Raw genomic sequence first — 19,470 nt, 5'->3', positions numbered from 1 at the left:
GCCGTACAACGGAGAAAACGTTAGCACGACCTCGGAAGATCCTTGAAATCGGCTGCCGGTCACCCGAAGGGGGAGGCAGGGCTTGCGTCCATACGTCAGGATGTCAGCGCTGAGAACTCCAGAACGGGGCCCGACGATGGTTCACCTCCGCCGCTCTCTGGCGGCGATCATGGCGCTTGGCCTGATCGCACCTCTCGCCGCCTGCGGCGACGACGATGCCAAACCCGCCTTCGCCGACCCGGCCACGACCGCGAGCGCCGACCCCGGCGCCTCCGGCGCGCCGGTGACCGAGAGCACGTCCGCGGCGGGCGGCCCGGTCGCACTGACCATCACGCCCGCCGCCGACAAGAAGAACGTGCCGGTCAGCGCGGAGATCGGGCTCAAGGTCAGCGGCGGCGAGGTCACCTCGGTCACCCTGACCGACGCCAAGGGCAAGGCCGTCGCGGGCGAGCTGCGCGAGGACGGCTCGGCCTGGGTGCCGGCCAAACCCCTCAAGACCAAGCAGACGTACGCCGCCAAGGTCGTCGCCACCGGAAGTGACGGACAGTCCACGACGGCGAGCACCACCTTCACCACGATGGGCGCGCCGGCCCGGGAGACGGGCACCGGGCTCTACCTCTTCGACGGCAACACGTACGGCGTGGCCATGCCGGTGGTCGTCGAGTTCAACCCGGGCATCAAGAAGGCGGATCGCGCCGCCGTACAGAAGCGGATGTTCGTCGAGACCTCACCGTCGCAGCCGGGCACCTGGTCGTGGACGTCGAGCGGCACGCAGGCCTACTACCGGGCGCCCGACTACTGGCAGACCGGCACCGAGATGACCGTCCGGATCGCGGTCGGCGGGCTGCCCACCGGCGGCGGCCGCTACGGCGACCAGGACCGCTCGGCCAAGGTCAAGATCGGCCGCAAGTTCGAGATGAAGGTCGACAACGCCTCGAAGAAGATGACCGTGCTCCAGGACGACAAGGTCGTCAAGACCATCCCGGTGAGTCTCGGCAAGAAGAGCACGCCGTCGTCCAGCGGCCACATGGTGGTCATGGAGAAGAAGGCGGCGACCGTCTTCGACACCACCGACACCGACGGCGCCTCCGGTTACCGCACCGACATCGAGTACGCGCAGCGACTCACCTGGAGCGGTCAGTACATCCACTCGGCCCCGTGGTCCACCGGCTCACAGGGACGCACGAATGTGTCACACGGCTGTGTCAACGTGTCCCCCTCGAACGCCCGCTGGCTGTTCGGAAAAACCCTGATCGGCGACCCGGTCACCGTGAAGGGCACCGGGGACGAGCTGGAGTACGGCAACGGCTGGACGCCGTGGGACGTGAGCTGGGAGAAGTTCAAGGAGGGCAGCGCTCTCTGATCACCCGGAGTGGTTCTTCCTACCCGGTGGGGTACATCGATGGCGTTGCACCGGTCACGGCACGAAACCGGTATTGGTGCGACGCTGTTTCGCGGGGCACTATTGGGCGCCGGGGAGAACGACGCCGTGAGGAGACCATGGAGATGGATGGAATTCGGTCGGCGGAGCGGGCCGGTCCAACCGCCCGAAATGGCCGGAGCCGGTGGCGCCTGACCCTGGCCGCGATGCTCACGGGCACCCTGCTGCTGACCGCCGCGTGCAGTGGCGACAAGGACGATCCGTCCTGGCAGGGTGGCGGTGACGGGGCAGCCGGCGCGTCATCGGCTCCCTCCGCCGAGCCCACGCTGAGCACTGTCGCGGTGACCTCTCCCGCGCAGGACGCGAAGAGCGTCGAGCTCTGGTCCGAGGTGAAGTTCGACAGCGAGGACCCGGACAACACCGAGGTCAAGGTCACCAACGCCAAGGGCGACGAGGTCGAGGGCACCCTCGACAAGGACCAGAATCTCTGGCGTCCCTCCGAGTCACTGGCCTGGGGCACGAAGTACACAGTGACCGTCACCACCCCGGCGGCCGACGGCAAGAACAACTCCGCCACCAGCTCGTTCACGACGATGAAGCAGCCGTCCAACCTGGTGCGGGTGACCAGCTTCCTGGGTGACGGGCAGACCGTCGGCGTCGGCATGCCGCTGATCATGAAGTTCGGGCGGGCCATCCCGGAGAAGTACCGGGCCGAGGTCGAGCGCCGGATGGTGGTCACCGCCACACCCGCGCAGGAGGGCACCTGGCGCTGGATCAGCTCCACCGAGGTGCACTTCCGCCCGCAGGCGTACTGGAAGGCCAACTCCAAGGTCTTCACCGACGTGAAGCTCAAGGGCGTTGAACTCGGCGACGGGTGGTACGGCCGGTCCGACCTCACGGTGGACCTGAAGATCGGCCGCGAGATGATCCTCACGGTCTCCAACAAGACCAAGAAGATGACCGTCAAGCAGGACGGCAAGGTCATCAAGACGATCCCGGTGAGCCTGGGCAAGCCGAGCACCCCGTCCTCCAGCGGCACCATGGTGATCATGGAAAAGGCGGCGCACACCGTCTTCGACACCACCGACGAGGACCCGGTGAACGGCTACAAGACCCCGATCGACTGGGCTCAGCGGATCACCTACAGCGGCCAGTTCATCCACGCCGCCCCGTGGTCCGAGGGCGTGCAGGGCAAGCGCAACGTCTCGCACGGCTGCGTCAACGTCTCCGAGGCGCTCGGCCAGTGGCTGTTCCAGCGCACCATGATGGGTGACGTGATCAGCGTCACCGGCACCGAGGACAAGCTGAAGAACGGCAACGGCTGGACCGACTGGAACATGAGCTACGCGGAGTACAAGAAGGGCAGCTACCTCTAGGCCTGGCAGGACGGCGTGGGCCCCGGTGCGGATCGCACCGGGGCCCACGTTCGTCTCCGCTCAGGCCGCCGGGAACGCCCCGGTCACCGTGGCCCTCTTCGGGCCGGCGGCGGCGACCGCGCCGTAGTTGTCGCCGCTCGGATTTCGGTCGCCCTCGGCATGCGTGTATTGCGCCGCGAAGACGTAGCTGCCCGGGGCCAGAGGGGCGCCCGGCTTGAGGGTGAAGCGGTAGTACAGCACGTCCTTCTCCGCGGTCACGGCCATGGCGATCATCGCCGCCGGGATCGACGTCCACTTCCCGGCCTCCCGGACACCCTCGGTCCGGACCACGCCGATCACCACGTCCAGTTCGGTCACCGGTTCGGTGGTGGTCAGGGTGACGTTGCCCTGCGCCCAGGTGCCGGCCGAGTGTTCGTCGAGGACGGCGCTGGAACTCAGGAAGCCGTCGGCCGGCTTCCACACCGGAACCACCGGCGCCGTACCGGGGACGGGGACGGTGCCCCGGTCCGGACCGCGGCCGGTCTCCGTGGGCTTCCCCTTCGGGGTACGGCCGGGCTGCGGCGGCGCGGCGCCGGACTCCGACGGCGCCGGTGAGGCGGTGGCGGCCGGACCGGGATCCGGATCGGGCTCGTCACCGGCCAGCCGGATCCCGGTGAAACCCACCACGATGGTGGCGGCCACCGACGCCGCGGCGGCCACCGGGCGCAACGAGAACGCCCACCGGCCGCGGACCGGCTCGGCACGGCGCTGGGCGATCCGGGTGAGCATCGCGGCCCGGTCCGGCGTGTGCCGCTCGGCCTCCCGGCGCAGCGCCGCACCCAGGTCGGGATGGAGACGCTCAGCCATGACGACGTCCCGTCGCCAGCGGCATCCCGCGCAGGAACTCGCTCAACTGGGCGGCGCCCCGCGAGGTGTGGCTCTTCACCGCGCCGACCGAGATGCCGAGGATGGTGGCGACCTCACGTTCCGGCACGTCGAACGCGTACCGGAGGATGACGCACTCGCGACGCCGCTGCGGAAGGCGCTGCAGCGCCGCTCGCACGTCCAGGACCGCGGGGGTGTCGCTCTCCGCCCGGTCGCGGCGCAGCAGGCCGAGCCGCAGCAGACCGGACCGCTCCCGGCTCTGCTTCTTGATCCACTGGCGGGCCAGGTTGGTCACGATGCCACGCGCGTACGCGACCGGGCTGTCCGCCGCCTGGACGCGTTCCCAGTGCCGCCACACCTCCACGAACGCGTCGGCCGCCAGGTCGTCGGCGGCCTGCGAGTCGCCGGTCACCAGGTAGGCGAGACGGGACATGTCGGCGTGATGCTCGTCGAAGAACCGCCGGAAGGCGTATTCGGTGCCAAGGTCGGACAAGTGACTGTTCCTGTCCGTCAGTGGATGCGGGGCATGAGGGGGAGACTCCTGGGGACGACGACTGATCCACACCCCTGTGGCCCGCCGGACCGAAAAGGTTGCCCGATCCCACGAGAAATCTTCCGGTGTTCCGAAGAGCGGGAAACGAAAAAGGCCCCGTCTCTCGACGAGGCCTTTCCTATGGGGTGATCGACGGGATTCGAACCCGCGACACCCGGGACCACAACCCGGTGCTCTACCTACTGAGCTACGACCACCATGGCCGCCCTGTTTATCGGCGGCGCTGGCCAATCATAGCCGCACGCCCCGGGAGGCCGTCGAGCGGGTTACCTACAGTTCGGCGGCGACGGCCCTGGCCGCTTCCACGTCCGGGCCGGGCTGTGGGACGAAGATCGTTCGGCGGTAGTACTCCAGCTCGCGGATGCTCTCCCGGATGTCGGCGAGCGCCCGGTGGGACAGGCCCTTGGCCGGCTGGCCGAAATACACCCGCGGATACCACCGGCGGCACAGCTCCTTGATCGAGGAGACGTCGATCATCCGGTAGTGCAGGTGGGCGTCGAGCGCCGGCATGTCCCGGGCCAGGAAGCCGCGGTCGGTGGCGATCGAGTTGCCGCAGAGCGGGGCGGTCCGGGGGTTCGGCACGTACTCCTTGACATACGCCAGCACCGCCTCCTCCGCCTCGGCCATGGTGATGGCCGAACGGCGGACCTCGTCGGTGAGCCCCGACTTGGCGTGCATGTCGCGCACCACGGGAGGCATCGCGTCAAGCGACGCCTCGTCGGCGTGGATGACCAGATCGACGCCCTCGCCCAACACGTTCAGCTCGGGATCGGTGACCAGCGCCGCCACCTCGATGAGCTTGTCCTTGCCCAGGTCGAGACCGGTCATCTCACAGTCGATCCACACCAGAAGATCCGCCACGTCGACAGCCTACGCCGGGCGTCGAGCCACCGTTCGCCCCCGGACCCTCGTGTACGAGTCATTTGTCCGGTTTGCTACCCGGACTTCCCACTTGGCCGGTTGCCGGGTAAAGTGAACTTAACGGACGAAGCCCCCCTTCGGTTACTCCGTTCCCCCCGGTAAAGGGCCCTCCGTGTCGGCAGCACGGAGGGCCCTTTCATGCCCAGCGCACCTCGTGGGCGTCACCCGGCGCCACGAACTCGAGCAGGCCCGCCGCCCGCGCCTCCACCGCCGCCCGGTCCCCCGGCGCCAGCGGGCGAAACGGCTCGACGGTCAGCGTCCCACCCCGGCGGGACCAGACCGCCGCCACGAAACCGTCGACCAGCACGGTCGGGCGAACGATCGACCACCCCGGCGTCACCAGCGACCGGTCACCCGGGTGGATGATCCTGGCCCGGTCGGCATGACCCAGCACCGCGTTGTCGAACTCCGGCAGGAACACCACCGGCGCCGGCTCGCCCGGATCGGCGATCGGGGCGTCCGGCAGGTCGTACAGGTCGGTCCCCGCCTCGTCCCGGAAGACCCGCAGCCGGGCCTTCAGCCCCGCCAGCACCCCCGCGAGCCGGGTCAGGCCCGACCACACCTGCAGATCCTTGGCCGACGCCGGGCCGAACGCGGCCAGATAACGCCACACCAGCGTCTCCATGGCCACGCCGTCGGCCAGCGGGCGGCCCAGATAGTCGTCCGCCAGCACACAGGTCACCCGGCCGCGGTGCCCCCACGTACCGGACGGCGGCGGATGCAGCAGCGCCAGCCGCAGATGCGCCCCCAGCGTCAGCCCGCTCAACTCCACCTCCGGGAACCGGGCCGTCAGCCGCCGGGCGATCTCCGGCCGGGTCAGCGGGCCCGCCGCCAGGATCTCCCGCGCCGCCGCGGTGAACGCCACCGGATCATCGACCCGGCTCAGCCTCCCGGCCAGGCGGTCCAGCATCGGCTGCAACGTCGGGCGCAGCCAGCCGAAGTCGTCGCCGGTGCTCAGATGCTGGGTCCCGCGCAGCATGGCGCCACGCACCACGGTCCGGTCGTGCAGCAGGGCGGTCAGGTCCGCCCGCTGGAAGGACGACGACCGCGCCCACAGCCCCAGGTAGGGCGAGTCCGGCTCCTGACCCTGCACGGCCACGAGATGCCGGACGATGTCGGCGGCGGGCCGCGGCAGGCGCTCGGCCAGCAACTGTCGTCGCAGGTAGGTCCGGTTCAGCACGCGCGCGGGGAGAACTCGCATACCCGCGACGCTAGGTCCTTATGCGGCCAGGTTCTGTCCGCAATGACGGGCGGGCCATCCCGTCCGGGATGGCCCGCCATTTCGTCAGTTCTTCTCGTCGCCGTCCTTGGGGCGGTTGCGAGCGGCGGGGCTCCGGCGACGGCGCTGGTCGGAGCCTCCGGCCAGCAGCTTGGCGGCTTCCTCGCGATAGCTCAACGGCAGTCCCCCGAATGCCTTCGGCTTCGGATCTCCAGCGGGTCGGGTCCCGGCCGCTTTCGGCTCCGGCTTCGGCACTCCAGCCGTCTTCGGCTCCGGCTCCGGCTTCGACGGTTCGGCGGCTCGGGTCCCGGCCGCCTTCGGCTCCGGCTCCGGCACTCCAGCCGTCTTCGGCTCCGGCTCCGGCTTCGACGGTTCGGCGGCTCGGGTCCCGGCCGCCTTCGGCTCCGGCTCCGGCACTCCAGCCGCCTTCGGCTCCGGCTCCGGCTTCGACGGCTCGGCGGCTCGGGTCCCGGCCGCCTTCGGCTCCGGCTCCGGCACTCCGGCGGTCCGGGTCCCGGCCGTCCGGGCCTTCGGGGGTACGGGCTGAGCCGTCCCGTCGGGTGCCTCCACCCCGGTGCGGGCCGCCACCGACTCGGCCGCCCGGACCCAGGAAGCCGGTGTCCGCCGTGTGGCCGGGGCCGGGCGGGGCGCTGCGGGCATGTCCCCGGCGATACGGCTCTGGGCCCTTGCCAGCGGGTTGTCGCCACCGGGTTCGGCGGTCCGGGGCCGGTCGCCCCTCGCCTTCGGTGTCTTCACGCCCTCGGCCGTGTCCCGGGTGGCACCGGATCCGGCGGTCTTCGCTGTGGCCTTCACCGGTCCCGAGGAGGCATTCCGCTCGGCCGGCTCATCGTTCTCCGCCGTCGCCGCGTGGCCGGAAGCCGGCTCGGTCACGCTTCCTGCCGGTTCGCCGTTCGGGGTCGCCGCCGTGGCCGCGTGTTCGGGAGCCGGCTCGGACGTGCGTCCGGAGGCGGGACGTTCGGAGACAGGGCTTTCGGAGACGGGGCTTTCGGAGACGGGTCGCGACGGAGCCGCGAGGCCCTGGGTCGGCACGGGCGCCGGCTTCTTGCTGAGCGTCAGCCCGCCGGCCTCCACCGCGTGCATCGATGCCCGCTTGGACCTCCCCGGCCGGGTGGGCGGCTGCTGCGGCTCGGAAAGGCCGGCCTTGCCGTGGTCCGGATCCGTTGTCGCCGGAACGGAATCCGAGGCCTCGACATGGGTGCTGTCCGCCACGGACGGGGTCGGGGCGGCACCGGATTCCACGGTCTCCGGAGGCGCGGCCTGGTCGAGAACCGGGATTCCGGCCTCGACGGCATGGATCGAGGCGCGCTGTTCACCGCCGGCCGGGGCCGCTTCTTCGCGATCATCGGTCGGCGCCGGACGGCTCGGGAACGGGATGATCGGGCGCTTCCCGGGTTCTTCCTTCTCCGTAGTGGTCGCCTTCGCCTCCGGCTCGGCGGGCGTATCCCCGGGCGGGGACGGTTGCGGGCCGGGCTCGGTGACGGCCGGGGCGCTACCGTGCGCGCCGGGCTTCACGGTGAGGTTCGCGGCCGGCTCGTTGACCGGTGGCTTGTTCGACTCCACGGTGCCGGTCTGATCGGGACGGTCAGCCGCCTCACCGATGACGGTTACCGGCTCGGGCGCCGGGACGCGGCGGGGCTCCAGGCGGGTCAGGCCGGTTGCGGTCCAGTCGGTGGCGGCTGGTCCGGTTCGGAGGGCCACCCGGGTCATGGCCGGTCGTGGGGCCGGGCCGTCCGCGGTTGATGGGCCGTCGTCCGGGCGTACCGGATCGGGGCTTGTGGCCGTGAGTTTCGCGGTCGGCCGGCCCTGGTCGGGGGTTTGCAGGGCCGCTGCCCCCGGACGCTGGGTGGGGGTCTTCGGCGGCGTGGTGGCGCGATCCGCGGTGGCATCGTGCTTTTCGGTCAGCCCGCCGACGGCATCCGAGGCCTGAGTCGCCGGCTTCGCGGGTGCGGCCGACTCTTCCGCGACGCTCCCGATCACGGCGGGGGTATCCGATTTGTCAGCCTCGGTGGACCGGGTTTCCGGCTTCCCGGCGACGTCCTCGACCGCGATCACCGGGGCCGATTCCTCTGCCGGGGCGTCCGGGTTGCCGGCGTCCGCCGGACGGGTTTCCGGCTCCCCGGCGACGTCCTCAACCGTGATCGGCGTGGCCGATTCCTCTGCCGGGGCGTCCGGGTTGCCGGCGTCCGCCGGACGGGTTTCCGGCTCCCCGGCGACGTCCTCGACCGTGATCGGCGTGGCCGATTCCTCTGCGACGCTCCCGGTCACGGCCGGGGTGCCGGTGGTTGGCGCCTCTTCGGGGTTCGCGGTCGTGTGGCCGCGACGGGGGGCGATCGGGATCGTCGACCCCGGCATGTTGGTCTTGCCGGTCTGGGCGGGGGTGAACTTCCCGGCGTTGCGGCGGGCCGCCTCGGCCAGCCGGGCGGCGGCTCGCGCCTCGGTCTTGCGGGCCCGGTCCGGGGCGGTGGCCGCCACCCAGGCGCCGACGGCGGTGGCCTGGAATCCGGGCGCGTCCGGGCTGGACGGTGAGCGGCGGCGGTCGCCGCGGCGGGCCGGAACCGTGCCGGGCTGTGATCCGGCGAGGGCGGGCGTGTCGCCGAGCAGGCTCAGCGGCTGGCCGGGCGCCGGGGTCCCCCCACCCGGAACGGAGGCGCCGCCGTCACCGGGCGAGCCCGGGCCGGAAGCGCCGCCGTCACCGGGCGAGGCCTGGCCGGAAGCGCCGCCGTCACCGAGAGAGCCCGGGACGGGAGCGCCGCCGTCACCGGGAAAACCCGGGCCGGGGAGGGCATCGACGGAAGCTGCCGCGTCGGAGACGACGCCCGGGTCGTCGGGGACGAGCGAACCGGAAGCCGCGTCCCCGTGGAGATGCGGGCCGGAGGCGGCCGGGGAACCGGGGGCGGCGACCGGACCGGAGGCGGGTTCGGGACCGTCGAGGGTGGCGGTGAAGGCCGGCGGGAACGGGCCGGCCGGCCGCTTCGGAGGCCAGGCGAACTGCGGCAGCGCGGGCGGGCGGCTGGGCCGGGAGTCGGCGAGCGTACGCGGACGGTGTGCCCCACCGCGCGCCCCGGCGTGGTAGGCGAGCCCGCCGGGCAGGGGCAGCGGCGCGCCGATGGCGTGCATGAGTTCCGGGACCTGGCTGGGTTCGACGACGTAGACGACCTCGCGGCGGCGGCCCGGCCAGCTCAGGACGATCACGCCGGCCATGACGAGCAGGGTGCCGAGGGTGAGCAGGCCCCAGGTGCCGCTGTTGAGCCAGCCGGGGCGGACCTCGGCGACGGTGGCGAGCCGGGCGACGGGTGTGCCGCCGGGGTTCATGAGGACCAGGCTGTGCGGGCGGTCGCCCAGGTCAGCGGGGTTGAAGGCGAGCAGTCCGGCTCCGCTCGCGGTCCAGAATGTCTGCCGGGCGGGTACGCCGTCGGGGGTCCGGCGGCCACCGGAGCGGACGGCGGTGACCGGGAGGATTCCGGTGCCGAGGTCGACGGCGTCGACCCGGTTGTACGGGACTCCGGCGAGGTATCGGGCGACCGTGTCGGACGGGGCGATCCCGAGGAAGGCCGGGCCGTCGGCGGTGGCCGCGGAGAGCCGCATCTGGGTGCCGGTCATCCGGGCGAACGGGACGTCGTCGCGCAGCAGCCGGTCGATGTCGGGGACGACGACCGCGTACCCGGGCACGGTGAGCCGTTGGAGTTCGCCGGTGAAGGCGCCTCCCGGATCGCGGTGCTGCATGACGGCCCACAGTCCGCCGCCGGCCAGCAGCGCGGGCAGTCCGATGGTCAGTAACAGCATGCCGAGGATCGTGCGGAACACCCGCATCTGTCTCTCCCCCTTCCCGGGCCGTACTGCGAGGACCATACAGATGCAAATAACCCCAAAGTGGTCGAATTGGACGCTAATCCCCGATAGATACGCAACGAGGCCCGGCCCACCGGGCCGGGCCTCGCGAACGAGCCGGAGTCAGGAGATCTTGGCGGTCATCGTCAGGGTGGTCTGATCGATCTCCGTGGTACGGGCGGTGAACTTGAACTCCCAGTCCCCCGGGTACGGCAGGTTGACGTCCCCGATGGCGTGGAAGTCGGTGATCCGCAGCAGCGGGACCTCGATGCCCTCCAGGTTCTTGGCCGGCAGCGACGCGGTCGCCTTCCACTCGACGACCGGCAGCGGCTTGCTGTCCGGCGTGTACGCGTACAGATGGATCGAGTTGTTGCCGGCCTGGGCCGGGAAGATGGACACCTGGAGGGACATCTTCTCGGACGTCAGCGTCTGGTCCACCGTGGTGCTGACCGGGCCGGACTCGACGGCCTGGGCGGTCCGCGGCGGCGGCTCCTGGACCAGCAGCGACGTGACGCCGAGCACCACCGCGGTGATCGCCAGCTCGGCCAGCACGATGCGGCGCAGCGGTCCGGGGGTCTCGGCGGCGGCCCGCGACTTGACCATCTTGCGGGAGAGGGCGGCAACCGCGAGCACGGCCGCGGCGAGCCCGACCTTGGCCAGGATCATCCGGCCGTACGTGCTGTTGATCAGCCCGTCCAGGGTCGACACCTCGATGAGCGCCTGCACCACTCCGGCAAAGATCAGCGCGCCGACCGCGGCGGCGGCCCAGCGGGACCAGATCGGCAGGATGGCGCCCAGCTCACGGGCGTCGGCCCGGGGCAGCAGGAAGGCGAAGAGCATCACCAGGCCACCCAGCCAGACCGCCATGGCACCCAGGTGCAGCGCGTCGATCACCACCGACACCCCGGGCACCGGTGAGGCGGTCGGGTGCCCGGTCAGCGGCCAGGTGGCCAGCGCGGTCACCCCGAGGACGCCGAGCAGCGCCAGGTCGAGCCGTGACTCGCCGCCGGCCGGGCCGGTCAGCAGCGGCCGCAGCAGGAACGCGGAGGCCACGACCACGCCGAGCCGGACCAGCATGACCGCACCGAACGTGCTGCCCAGCACGTCACGCAGGTCGTCGACGGTCACCTCGAACAGGCCGGTGCCCAGCGTGTACGGCGCCTGGAGCCACAGTCCGAGAAGGGTGCTGCCGGCGACCAGCCCGATGCCGGTCCAGATGACCCGGCCCGGTCCGCGCCGGTCCAGCCGGTGCGGCCACAGCAGGGCGAGCACGAGGACCGGGCCCACCAGGAGCACGAGTCCCGCGTACCCCAGATATTTGCCGATCGGAATGAGCGCGCCGACCACCGGATCGACGTCGACGTCGGTTTCCTGAGCCCCCGAGGGCGGGGTCGAGGCCGCGCCCACCGAATAGGTGACCGTGCCGGCGACCGGGTGGCTGTCTGCCGAGGTGACCCGGTAGCTGACCAGGTACGTGCCGCGGCCGCCGCCGGAGCGCAGCGGGATCGTCACCTGGGAGCCGCTGACCGTCGGCTCACCCTGGTCCGCACGGGAGCCGTCCGGCGCAAGGACCTGGATCCTGTCGCTGATGAGCTGCACCGACTCGCTGAACGTGAGCGTCACCCGGTTCGGCGCGTCCGGGACCACCGAGCCGTTGGCCGGATCGCTGCCGACCAGAGCGGCATGCGCACTCGCCGGCGCCGCGGCCAGCAGCGGCCCGAACAATCCGAGAAGTAGCCCGGCCAGCACGGCGAGTACCCGGCGTCGCTCAATGGTCTTGACTGGCATCCCTGCATGGTTCCAGATCCGTACCGGGAACGGCGGAGCGCGTACCATGACGCCTCGTGACGGTTGGTGACGCGGAGACGGACGAGACCACCTCGCTGGCCCTGGCCGCCCGTGACGGCGACCCGGCCGCGCAGGCCGCGTTCGTGCGCGCCACCCAGACCGAGGTCTGGCGTTTCACCGCCGCCCTGGTCGATCCGGGCGCGGCCGACGACCTGACCCAGGAGACGTTCCTGCGGGCCTTCCGCGCGCTGGACACCTTCGCCGGCCGGTCCAGTGTCCGCACCTGGCTGCTCGGCATCGCCCGGCGCACCTGCGCCGACCACCTGCGGTCGGTGGTCCGCCGGCGCCGCCTCGACGTCCGGCTCGCCGCGCAGGCGGTCACTGATCTGCCGGCGCCCGACCCGGCGCACCGGCTCAGCAGCGCCGACCTGCTCAGCCGCCTCAGCGAGGAGCGCCGGACCGCCTTCCTGCTCACCCAGGTGATCGGGTTGTCGTACGCGGAGGCGGCCGAGGTCGAGTCGGTCCCGGTCGGCACGATCCGCTCCCGGGTGGCCCGCGCCCGCGACGAGCTGATCACCGCGGTGGCGCGGGCACGGGCGAGCTAGCTTCCTGTGAACATGCTGCGGATGGGTGATCTCGGGGAACCGAAGCGCCGCGAAGTCCGACTAACCGGATGTGACCATGGAAACCACACGGCAGATCCGGATGGCCGCGGCCTGGCCGTGGATCTCCACGGGAGCCCGGTTCGGCCTGGCCGCCGTCTGGCTCGTCGCCGGCTCGTTCAAGGTCGGCGACCTCGCCGACTCGGCCCGCGCGGTCCACGCCTACCAGCTCATGTCGTACGACACCGCCAAGATCGTCGGCGCGGTGCAGCCGTTCCTGGAGATCGCCCTCGGGCTACTCCTGCTGATCGGCCTCGCCACCCGGTTCACCGCGGCGATCTCCGCGGTGCTGATCACGGTCTTCATCGCCGGCATCGTCTGGGCCTGGACCCAGGGCCTGCGCATCGACTGCGGCTGCTTCAGCACCGGCGGCGAGCTGGGCGCCGGCGAGACCCCCGGGTACGCCGTCGACATCCTGCGTGACCTGGCGTTCCTGGCACTCTCCGGGATCCTGGTGTGGCGTCCCCGCACCCGGTTCTCAGTCGACGGCGTACTCATGGGGGAACAATGAGCGAGCTTGCGAGCGAATCATTCAGCTCAGTCATCAACTCATCGCGACACCGGAGCGAAGCGGAGGTGTCGCGATGAGCGAGCTTGCGAGCGAATCATTCAGCTCAGTCATCAACTCATCGCGACACCGGAGCGAAGTGGAGGTGGCGCGATGAGCAAGGGCAGCAGGGACCGGGCGGTCAAGGCGCGGCAGATCGTCGCCGAGCAGAAGGCCGCCGAGCGGCGCCGCACCGTGACGCTGTGGACCTCGGTCGCCGTGGTCCTGGTCCTCTTCGTGGCCGGCCTGATCGGCTACACCGTGCTGTCCGGTCAGGACGAGGGCAAGGTCACCACGCCCGCCTCGGCCGTCGACGAGGGCACCGCCTTCGCCACCGGCGCCGGGCCGGTGACCGTCGACGTCTACGAGGACTTCATGTGCCCGTCCTGCGGCAACTTCGAGGCGACCACCGGGCCCACACTGAAGCAGCTCGCCACCGACGGCAAGATCACCCTCCGGTTCCACCCGGTCGCCATCCTGGACCGCTTCTCCAACGGCACCGAGTACTCGACCCGCTCCGCCGCCGCGTCCGCCGCCGCCGCGGAGGAGGGAAAGTTCACCGAGTTCCACGACGTGCTCTACGCCAACCAGCCGGCGGAGAACAGCGACGGCCTCAGCGACGCCAGGATGATCGAGCTGGCCGCCACGGTCGGCCTCACCAGCGACGCTTTCAAGAACGCGGTGAACGAGGGAACGTACAAGGCGTGGGCCGCCCAGGCCACCGAGACGTTCCTCGGGCGCGGCCACACCGGCACCCCGACGATCGTCGTCGACGGCAAGACCCTCACCGGGGAGAACAACACCGTGCCCAGCGCCGAACTGATCACCCAGACCGTCGAGAAGGCCGCCGGATGAGACGGTTCGCCGGTCTCGTCCTGGCCGTGGCCGTCGCGGTCCTCGCGCCGGCCACTCCGGCGTCCGCCCACGCCGGCGACACCACCGAGGTCAGCTCCTACCGGGTCACCGTCACCGGGCTCAGCAATCCGATGGACGGGCTCCGGGTCCGGGTCGTCGAAGGCGGCGCCCGTCTCGAACTCGGCAACGACACCGGCCGGGCCATCGAGATCCTCGGCTACTCCGGCGAGCCCTACCTGGAGGTCCGGCCGGACGGCACCTATCAGAACACCGGCTCGCCGGCCACGTACCTCAACGAGACCCGCGACGGCGGCACCGCGCTCCCACCCGCCGCCGACCCCACCGCGGCGCCCACCTGGCGCAAGATCTCCAGCGACACCACGGTCCGCTGGCACGACCAGCGCACCCAGTGGACCGAGCCGGCCCTGCCCGCCGGGGTGATGCCCGATCAGCCGCACCGGCTCCGCGAGTGGGTGGTCCCGCTGCGCGACCAGGTGCGGACCTTCGACATCCAGGGCACCCTCGACTACGAGCCACCCCCGGCCGCCTGGGCCTGGTGGGCCGGCGCGGCCCTCATCGGCCTCGCCGTCACCCTCATCGCCCGGCGGTGGTCCGGCTCGGTGCGCGTCCTCACCCTCGTCGCGGGGCTTCCCACCCTGGGGTACGCGACAGCACGCGCCCTGGACGGCGAGGGCTGGTCCGGCGTACCGATCGTCGCGGGCCTGCTGGCCTGCGCGGCCGCCTACCGTCACCCGCCGTTCTACCTGGCGCTGTCCGGTTTCATCCTGGCCGCCTTCGCCGGTTTCGGCAGCGCCGACGTCTTCTTCGCCGCGGTCGTCCCCGCCGCCGGACCGGCCTGGCTCGCCCGCGCCGCCGTGGCGATCGCCATCGGGGCGGGCGCCGGGCTGGCGCTCACCGGTGTGCTCCGGCTCCGCGCCGCGGTCCCCGCGCCCACGACCGTCTGATCAGACCCCGGCGATGTCGTCCACGTTCACGTTGACGGCCAGGACGTTGAGGCCGTAACCCCGCAGCGCCGCGGTCACCGCCTCCTGGACGGCCGTGGTCACCTCGGCCACCACCCGGCCGGCCTCCAGGACCAGCACCACGGTCACCGTCACGTCGCTGCCGCTGACCTTCGCCGAGACACCGCGGCTCGCGTCACCGACCTGGTCCAGGCCCACCCGGTCCAGCACGTTGTTGAAGAACCGGGCCACGTCACCACCCAGGTCCGCGACACCCGGCACGGACTTGACGGCCGCGACCGTGATCTTCTCGACGACCTCGCTGGAGACGGTGGTGGTGCCCGCCTGCGTGGTGCCGTCCGTAACCTCGCTCATCTGCGCTGATCTCCACTCTCGACGTCGATGCCGGGAGCGTACCCTCCCGGGTGACACAAGGCTGATACTCGATGCGCAGAACACGCTGCCGACCGCTGTTGTTTCCGTTCTCCCGATATGCGCGAAGCACCGGAAAACGGTGACCGGAATGACTGCGGAAACGGATTCCCGAGGCTGTTCGGGTTGGCATGCCCATCGATTGTCACGCGCCGTTTCACATTGCTAACTTACAGTTATGTCCCACTACGGCGACGAACTCACCCTCCGGCTCTCCGGCATCGCCGACACGAGCGCCCTCGACGACGACGCGGCCCTCACCCGGTTCATGCGCGACCTGGTCGATCGCATCGGCATGACGGTCATCGCCGGCCCCCTGGTCGCCACCGAGACCGGCCCGCCCGAAAAGGCCGGAAAATCCGCGGTGGTGATCCTCGCCGAATCGCACGCCGCCATCCACACCTACCCGCATCTGCGCGAGATCCTCATCAACGTCTTCTCCTGCAAGCCGTTTCACGAAAACGACGTGCTCGACGAATTCCACCGTCTCCTCGGCGACTTCCGGATCACCGAACACTCCCTCACCCGCCGCGGTGAGGAATGGCCCCGCGACCTCACCGCCGCCCGCCGTCTGTGGAGCACTCAGCGGGTGCCCGGCTGATCCGCACTATCGTCGGGTCCATGACTGAAAACGTGCGTCTCAGCGCCGGCGACGCCGCGCCCGACTTCACCCTCCCCACCGACACCGGCGACAGCCTCTCCCTCAAGGACCTGCGCGGGCGCAAGGTCGTGCTGTACGCCTACCCGGCCGCGATGACGCCCGGCTGCACCAAGCAGGCGTGCGACTTCCGCGACTCGCTGGCCTCCCTCCAGGCCGCCGGGTACGAGGTCGTCGGCATCTCCCCCGACAAGCCGGCCAAGCTCGCCAAGTTCCGCGAGCACGACGCCATCACGTTCCCGCTGGTCGCCGACGAGGACAAGAGCACCCTCACGGCCTACGGGGCGTACGGTGAGAAGCAGCTCTACGGCAAGACGGTCACCGGCGTCATCCGCTCCACCTTCGTCATCGACGAGAACGGTGTCATCGAGCGCGCCCTCTACAACGTCAAGGCCACCGGGCACGTCGCCAAGCTCCGCCGCGACCTCGGCCTCGACTGATCCCGGCCACCGGAAAAGCCGGGCGAAAACCTACAGGTCCGGGCCACCCAAGCCGATGAGGGGTTCAATCGCCGGCACGGCGCGGCGGTCCGGGATCTCACGGCGGTCGTCATGCGGTACCAACCCGCAAGGCGGCCGCCGTGCGCGCTTTCCAGCCACCCCCGAGGGGTGTACAGTCGACAACATGTCATACGTCAAGTACACCCGCGAAATGCTGACCGCGGCGGTCGCCGCCTCGACCTCGATGTCCGGAGTACTTCGCCACCTGAACCTGCGACTGAACGGTGGATCGCACGCCTACCTGCGCCGCCGGATCACGCAGCTGGGGATCGACACGTCACACTTCCTCGGTCGTGCCCACATGCCAGGGACGCGCAATCCGCGCCGGCGCGGACCCGGCGAGATCCTGATCGAACGCCCGCCCGACGCCAAGCGGCAAGCACCCACGGTGCTCCGCCGGGCACTCGAGGACCTGGGCCGCGCCTATCGCTGCACCGAGTGCGGCATCGATGGTTCCTGGAACGGACGGCCCCTCACCCTCCAGGTCGATCATATCGACGGGCGGTTCTGGAACTGCCAGGCGGAGAACCTCCGTTTCCTCTGCCCGAACTGCCACAGCCAGACGGCCACCTACGCGGGCCGGAACCGACCTCGCCATCGAGTGCCGATGGTCCGGGTGGACGACCGGGGAAGCCCGGTGGAGCAGCCTGCACAATGCGCGACCACCGAGGAGGAAAGGGCCGAAGTGCTCCAGAAAGTGCAGCGCAAGGAGCTGGCCGTCGCCGACGCCGCCCGGCAATTGGGCTGCGAGCGTCGTCAGGTGTATGCGCTGATGCGTCGTTGGGAAACACATGGGACGCTGACGCCGTTGCCGTGGCGGCCCCGAACCCCCGACCTCGATCGGGCCACGATCACGGAATGATCGGTGGCAAGCGAGACGCCACAGGCCGAGCGGACCGTTTACACTCTTCACAACGCTCTGGCTTGAGGGGCAAATAGGGCGGAAGTGGCGAAATCGGCAGACGCGCGGGTTTTAGGTGCCCGTGCCCGAGAGGGCGTAGGGGTTCGATTCCCCTCTTCCGCACCGCAACGGGAACGGCCCGGTCCAGTGGACCGGGCCGTTCTCCGTGGGGGACGTCAGCAGCTGCTGGGTGCGGCGGCCAGGTCGACGAGAGGCTGGGTGGGTTCGGGTTCGGCGACCGCCGACTCGAGGAGCGGGTCGACCTCGGCGGAGGCCGGCACCGACGGGGGCGGGGTGGCGGCGGCCGGCTTCTTCGCGGCGGGGGAAGCGGCCGGGGACGTGGTGGCCTTCACCGTGGGGGCGGTGGTCTTCGAGGTCACCGTGGTGGAACCGCCGGCGATGCGGACGCCGGTCTTCTGGACCGTGCCGGGGCTCATCCTGATGCCGGTGAGGGTGGCGGTGTTGCCGTACACATCGGTGATTTTGATCTTGTAGGGGCCGGGGCCCGCGCCCGCGTCGATGAGCCAGTAGTTGTAGTCGGTGCGGTGGGCGGTCTTGAAAGCGCCGCCGCCGCTCGCGACCTTGACCGAGGAGAGCAGGTTCGCGTGGTTGTCGATGCGGGCCGCGAACCAGTACTGCGACGCGCCCTCCTTGATGCGCACACTGATCGGCGCCGGGGTGGACGGGTTGGTGACCAGCTTGTACTTGATCGGGATGATGCCGTCGATCTCGTCGCCGATCTTCTTGAACGCGGTGCGGCTCAGGTCGAGGTGCCCGGCCGGGCATTCGGGACAGGAGTCGAAGACCTTGACGCGGACCTTGCCCTTGGGGCCGGTGACGTCGAGGTAGGCGCCGCAGGACGCGCCCTCGGAGTACTGGCTGGGGCCGAGCGCGACGTAGAGGTCGTCGGCCGGGACCTCGAAGGAGCAGTTGCCGCTGGTGCCCGCGAGGTCGTAGAAGGTGGCCTTGCCGGTTTTGGTCGTGGTGCTCGGTGGCGCGGCGCATGCGGATCCGCCGTTGGTCAGCATCATGGCGACGCCGATGATGCCGGCGAGGACGGCGGCGCCGCCGGCGGCGAGCCATCGGGCGGTGAACTTCGGTCGATGAGCACTCACGACCAGGCATCCTGGTCGCCCCGGAGGGGTGGGGGCAATTCTTCTAAGACTCTCCTAAGACGCGGTCGCCCGGCGGGGTGACCCGGTCGCCGACGCGGATGACGCCGGGCCGGTCGGGGATGAGGTTGACGGCGAAGAGGAGTTCGGTGCCGAAGCGCCGGTGGCGGCCGAGAATGTGCAGCGGCTGCCGGCCGGTTTCGCCGGTCTCCTGGTCGATGGTGGTGACGAGGCAGCGGGCGCATCCTCCGGCGACGCGGAAGGTGAGGTCGCCGATGCGCAGGCGGCGGCCGTGCCAGTCGTCCTCGGCCCAGGCCGGGGCGCCGGTGACGACGATGTTGGGCCGGAAGCGGTGGATGGGGACGGGTTCGTCGCCGCCTTCCAGAAGCCAGTCGTTGAGGGCGTCGTGGGAGGCGGTGTTGGCGAGCAGGACGGGGTAGCCGTCGGCGAGGTTGACGCTGTCGCCGGTGAGGACGGAATCGGTCAGGGCGCGGGTGGTGGGGTCGGCCTGCCAGACCAGGCGGGCGTCGCGGCCGAGCAGGGTGGAGACCCAGGTGGTGTCGGCGACGCGGGCCGGAATGGGCGTCTTGTTGCGGAAGATGCGGACCTTGGCGGTGGCGTCGGCACCGGGTTCGGCGATGTCGACATCGGACAGGCCGGGTGCGCTGAGGTGGATTCCGCCGGGCCGCGGCCGGGCGGTCAGCCGGGTCAGCAGCGGCGCGTCCCGCTGGGTGATGCCGACGCCTTCGGCGTCCACGATCATCCATCGCCGGTCGCCGGCGAGGCCCCACGGTTCGACTCGCGCTTCGTCGTGGTTCAGCCGGTGGCAACCCTTGACGGGGTACGTGTGGAGCGAGGCGATCCGCATGCCGCCCAGCCTGCCACAACGG

At 70.9% G+C, this 19,470-nt stretch carries 18 protein-coding genes and 2 tRNA genes; 10 read left to right on the top strand and 10 right to left on the bottom strand.

What is annotated here, in order from left to right; all coding sequences use genetic code 11:
• Window positions 1-136: 136 nt before the first annotated feature.
• Together BJ964_RS15065 and BJ964_RS15060 are read left to right on the top strand one after the other, a co-directional pair.
• Window positions 137-1,363: a L,D-transpeptidase gene (locus tag BJ964_RS15065; protein WP_188121249.1), complete on the top strand. Its 1,227-nt coding sequence runs from the start codon at window positions 137-139 to the stop codon at window positions 1,361-1,363.
• A 224-nt stretch (window positions 1,364-1,587) separates the two neighbouring features.
• Window positions 1,588-2,757: a L,D-transpeptidase gene (locus BJ964_RS15060; RefSeq protein WP_229806836.1), complete on the top strand. Its 1,170-nt coding sequence runs from the start codon at window positions 1,588-1,590 to the stop codon at window positions 2,755-2,757.
• A gap of 60 nt (window positions 2,758-2,817) precedes the next feature.
• Here BJ964_RS15060 and BJ964_RS15055 read toward each other — a convergent pair whose 3' ends face one another.
• The 7 genes from BJ964_RS15055 to BJ964_RS15025 form a co-directional block, all read right to left on the bottom strand.
• On the bottom strand, window positions 2,818-3,603 hold the full coding sequence (locus BJ964_RS15055; protein WP_188121247.1) for a hypothetical protein: 786 nt from the start codon (window positions 3,601-3,603) through the stop codon (window positions 2,818-2,820).
• On the bottom strand, window positions 3,596-4,114 hold the full coding sequence (locus tag BJ964_RS15050; protein ID WP_188121246.1) for a SigE family RNA polymerase sigma factor: 519 nt from the start codon (window positions 4,112-4,114) through the stop codon (window positions 3,596-3,598). Before BJ964_RS15050 ends, BJ964_RS15055 begins: the two co-directional genes overlap by 8 nt.
• Before the next feature lie 181 nt (window positions 4,115-4,295).
• Window positions 4,296-4,371: transfer RNA gene (locus BJ964_RS15045), tRNA-His, on the bottom strand.
• Window positions 4,372-4,444: 73 nt separating this feature from the next.
• Entirely contained in the window at window positions 4,445-5,035 is a 591-nt protein-coding gene (gene orn, locus BJ964_RS15040; RefSeq protein WP_188121245.1) for an oligoribonuclease, read from the bottom strand.
• A gap of 196 nt (window positions 5,036-5,231) precedes the next feature.
• Window positions 5,232-6,296 carry a winged helix DNA-binding domain-containing protein gene (locus tag BJ964_RS15035; RefSeq protein WP_188121244.1) on the bottom strand — a complete coding sequence of 355 codons (1,065 nt, stop codon included), beginning with the start codon at window positions 6,294-6,296 and terminating at the stop codon, window positions 5,232-5,234.
• Window positions 6,297-6,380: 84 nt separating this feature from the next.
• Window positions 6,381-10,145 (bottom strand): hypothetical protein, encoded by a 3,765-nt coding sequence (locus tag BJ964_RS15030; RefSeq protein ID WP_188121243.1) that lies wholly within the window; start codon window positions 10,143-10,145, stop codon window positions 6,381-6,383.
• 141 nt (window positions 10,146-10,286) lie between these two features.
• Window positions 10,287-11,951: a copper resistance CopC/CopD family protein gene (locus BJ964_RS15025; RefSeq protein ID WP_188121242.1), complete on the bottom strand. Its 1,665-nt coding sequence runs from the start codon at window positions 11,949-11,951 to the stop codon at window positions 10,287-10,289.
• A gap of 56 nt (window positions 11,952-12,007) precedes the next feature.
• On the opposite strand from BJ964_RS15025, the gene BJ964_RS15020 reads away from it, so the two are divergent.
• From BJ964_RS15020 to BJ964_RS15005, 4 genes are all read left to right on the top strand, one after another.
• A complete protein-coding gene (locus tag BJ964_RS15020) occupies window positions 12,008-12,556 on the top strand; it encodes a sigma-70 family RNA polymerase sigma factor (RefSeq protein WP_188121241.1) in 549 nt (182 codons plus the stop codon).
• Window positions 12,557-12,632: 76 nt separating this feature from the next.
• On the top strand, window positions 12,633-13,124 hold the full coding sequence (locus BJ964_RS15015) for a MauE/DoxX family redox-associated membrane protein (protein ID WP_188121240.1): 492 nt from the start codon (window positions 12,633-12,635) through the stop codon (window positions 13,122-13,124).
• Between the two features lie 150 nt (window positions 13,125-13,274).
• Window positions 13,275-14,015, top strand: a complete 741-nt coding sequence (locus BJ964_RS15010; RefSeq protein ID WP_188121239.1) for a DsbA family protein — start codon at window positions 13,275-13,277, stop codon at window positions 14,013-14,015.
• Complete coding sequence (locus BJ964_RS15005) at window positions 14,012-14,980, top strand: hypothetical protein (protein WP_188121238.1); 969 nt, start codon at window positions 14,012-14,014, stop codon at window positions 14,978-14,980. The genes BJ964_RS15010 and BJ964_RS15005 overlap by 4 nt, the downstream gene beginning before the upstream one ends.
• On the opposite strand, the gene BJ964_RS15000 is transcribed toward BJ964_RS15005, so the two are convergent.
• A complete protein-coding gene (locus tag BJ964_RS15000; protein WP_188121237.1) occupies window positions 14,981-15,352 on the bottom strand; it encodes an Asp23/Gls24 family envelope stress response protein in 372 nt (123 codons plus the stop codon).
• A 235-nt stretch (window positions 15,353-15,587) separates the two neighbouring features.
• On the opposite strand from BJ964_RS15000, the gene BJ964_RS14995 reads away from it, so the two are divergent.
• The 4 genes from BJ964_RS14995 (at window position 15,588) to BJ964_RS14980 (ending at window position 17,591) form a co-directional block, all read left to right on the top strand.
• Complete coding sequence (locus BJ964_RS14995; protein ID WP_188121236.1) at window positions 15,588-16,010, top strand: S-adenosylmethionine decarboxylase; 423 nt, start codon at window positions 15,588-15,590, stop codon at window positions 16,008-16,010.
• Window positions 16,011-16,030: 20 nt separating this feature from the next.
• A complete protein-coding gene (gene bcp, locus BJ964_RS14990; RefSeq protein ID WP_188121235.1) occupies window positions 16,031-16,507 on the top strand; it encodes a thioredoxin-dependent thiol peroxidase in 477 nt (158 codons plus the stop codon).
• Between the two features lie 184 nt (window positions 16,508-16,691).
• Window positions 16,692-17,429, top strand: a complete 738-nt coding sequence (locus BJ964_RS14985; RefSeq protein WP_188121234.1) for an HNH endonuclease signature motif containing protein — start codon at window positions 16,692-16,694, stop codon at window positions 17,427-17,429.
• A 78-nt stretch (window positions 17,430-17,507) separates the two neighbouring features.
• Window positions 17,508-17,591, top strand: a tRNA-Leu gene (locus BJ964_RS14980).
• A 53-nt stretch (window positions 17,592-17,644) separates the two neighbouring features.
• Here the strand turns inward: BJ964_RS14980 and BJ964_RS14975 are convergent.
• Both BJ964_RS14975 and BJ964_RS14970 read right to left on the bottom strand, forming a co-directional pair.
• Entirely contained in the window at window positions 17,645-18,583 is a 939-nt protein-coding gene (locus BJ964_RS14975; protein WP_229806835.1) for an expansin EXLX1 family cellulose-binding protein, read from the bottom strand.
• 43 nt (window positions 18,584-18,626) lie between these two features.
• Window positions 18,627-19,448, bottom strand: coding sequence for an MOSC domain-containing protein (locus BJ964_RS14970; RefSeq protein ID WP_188121233.1), 822 nt, complete (start codon window positions 19,446-19,448; stop codon window positions 18,627-18,629).
• Between the last annotated feature and the right edge of the window lie 22 nt (window positions 19,449-19,470).

The sequence above is a fragment of the Actinoplanes lobatus genome, assembly GCF_014205215.1.
Classification (GTDB): Bacteria; Actinomycetota; Actinomycetes; order Mycobacteriales; family Micromonosporaceae; genus Actinoplanes; species Actinoplanes lobatus.
This window is presented reverse-complemented; position numbering and strand designations above follow the sequence as displayed.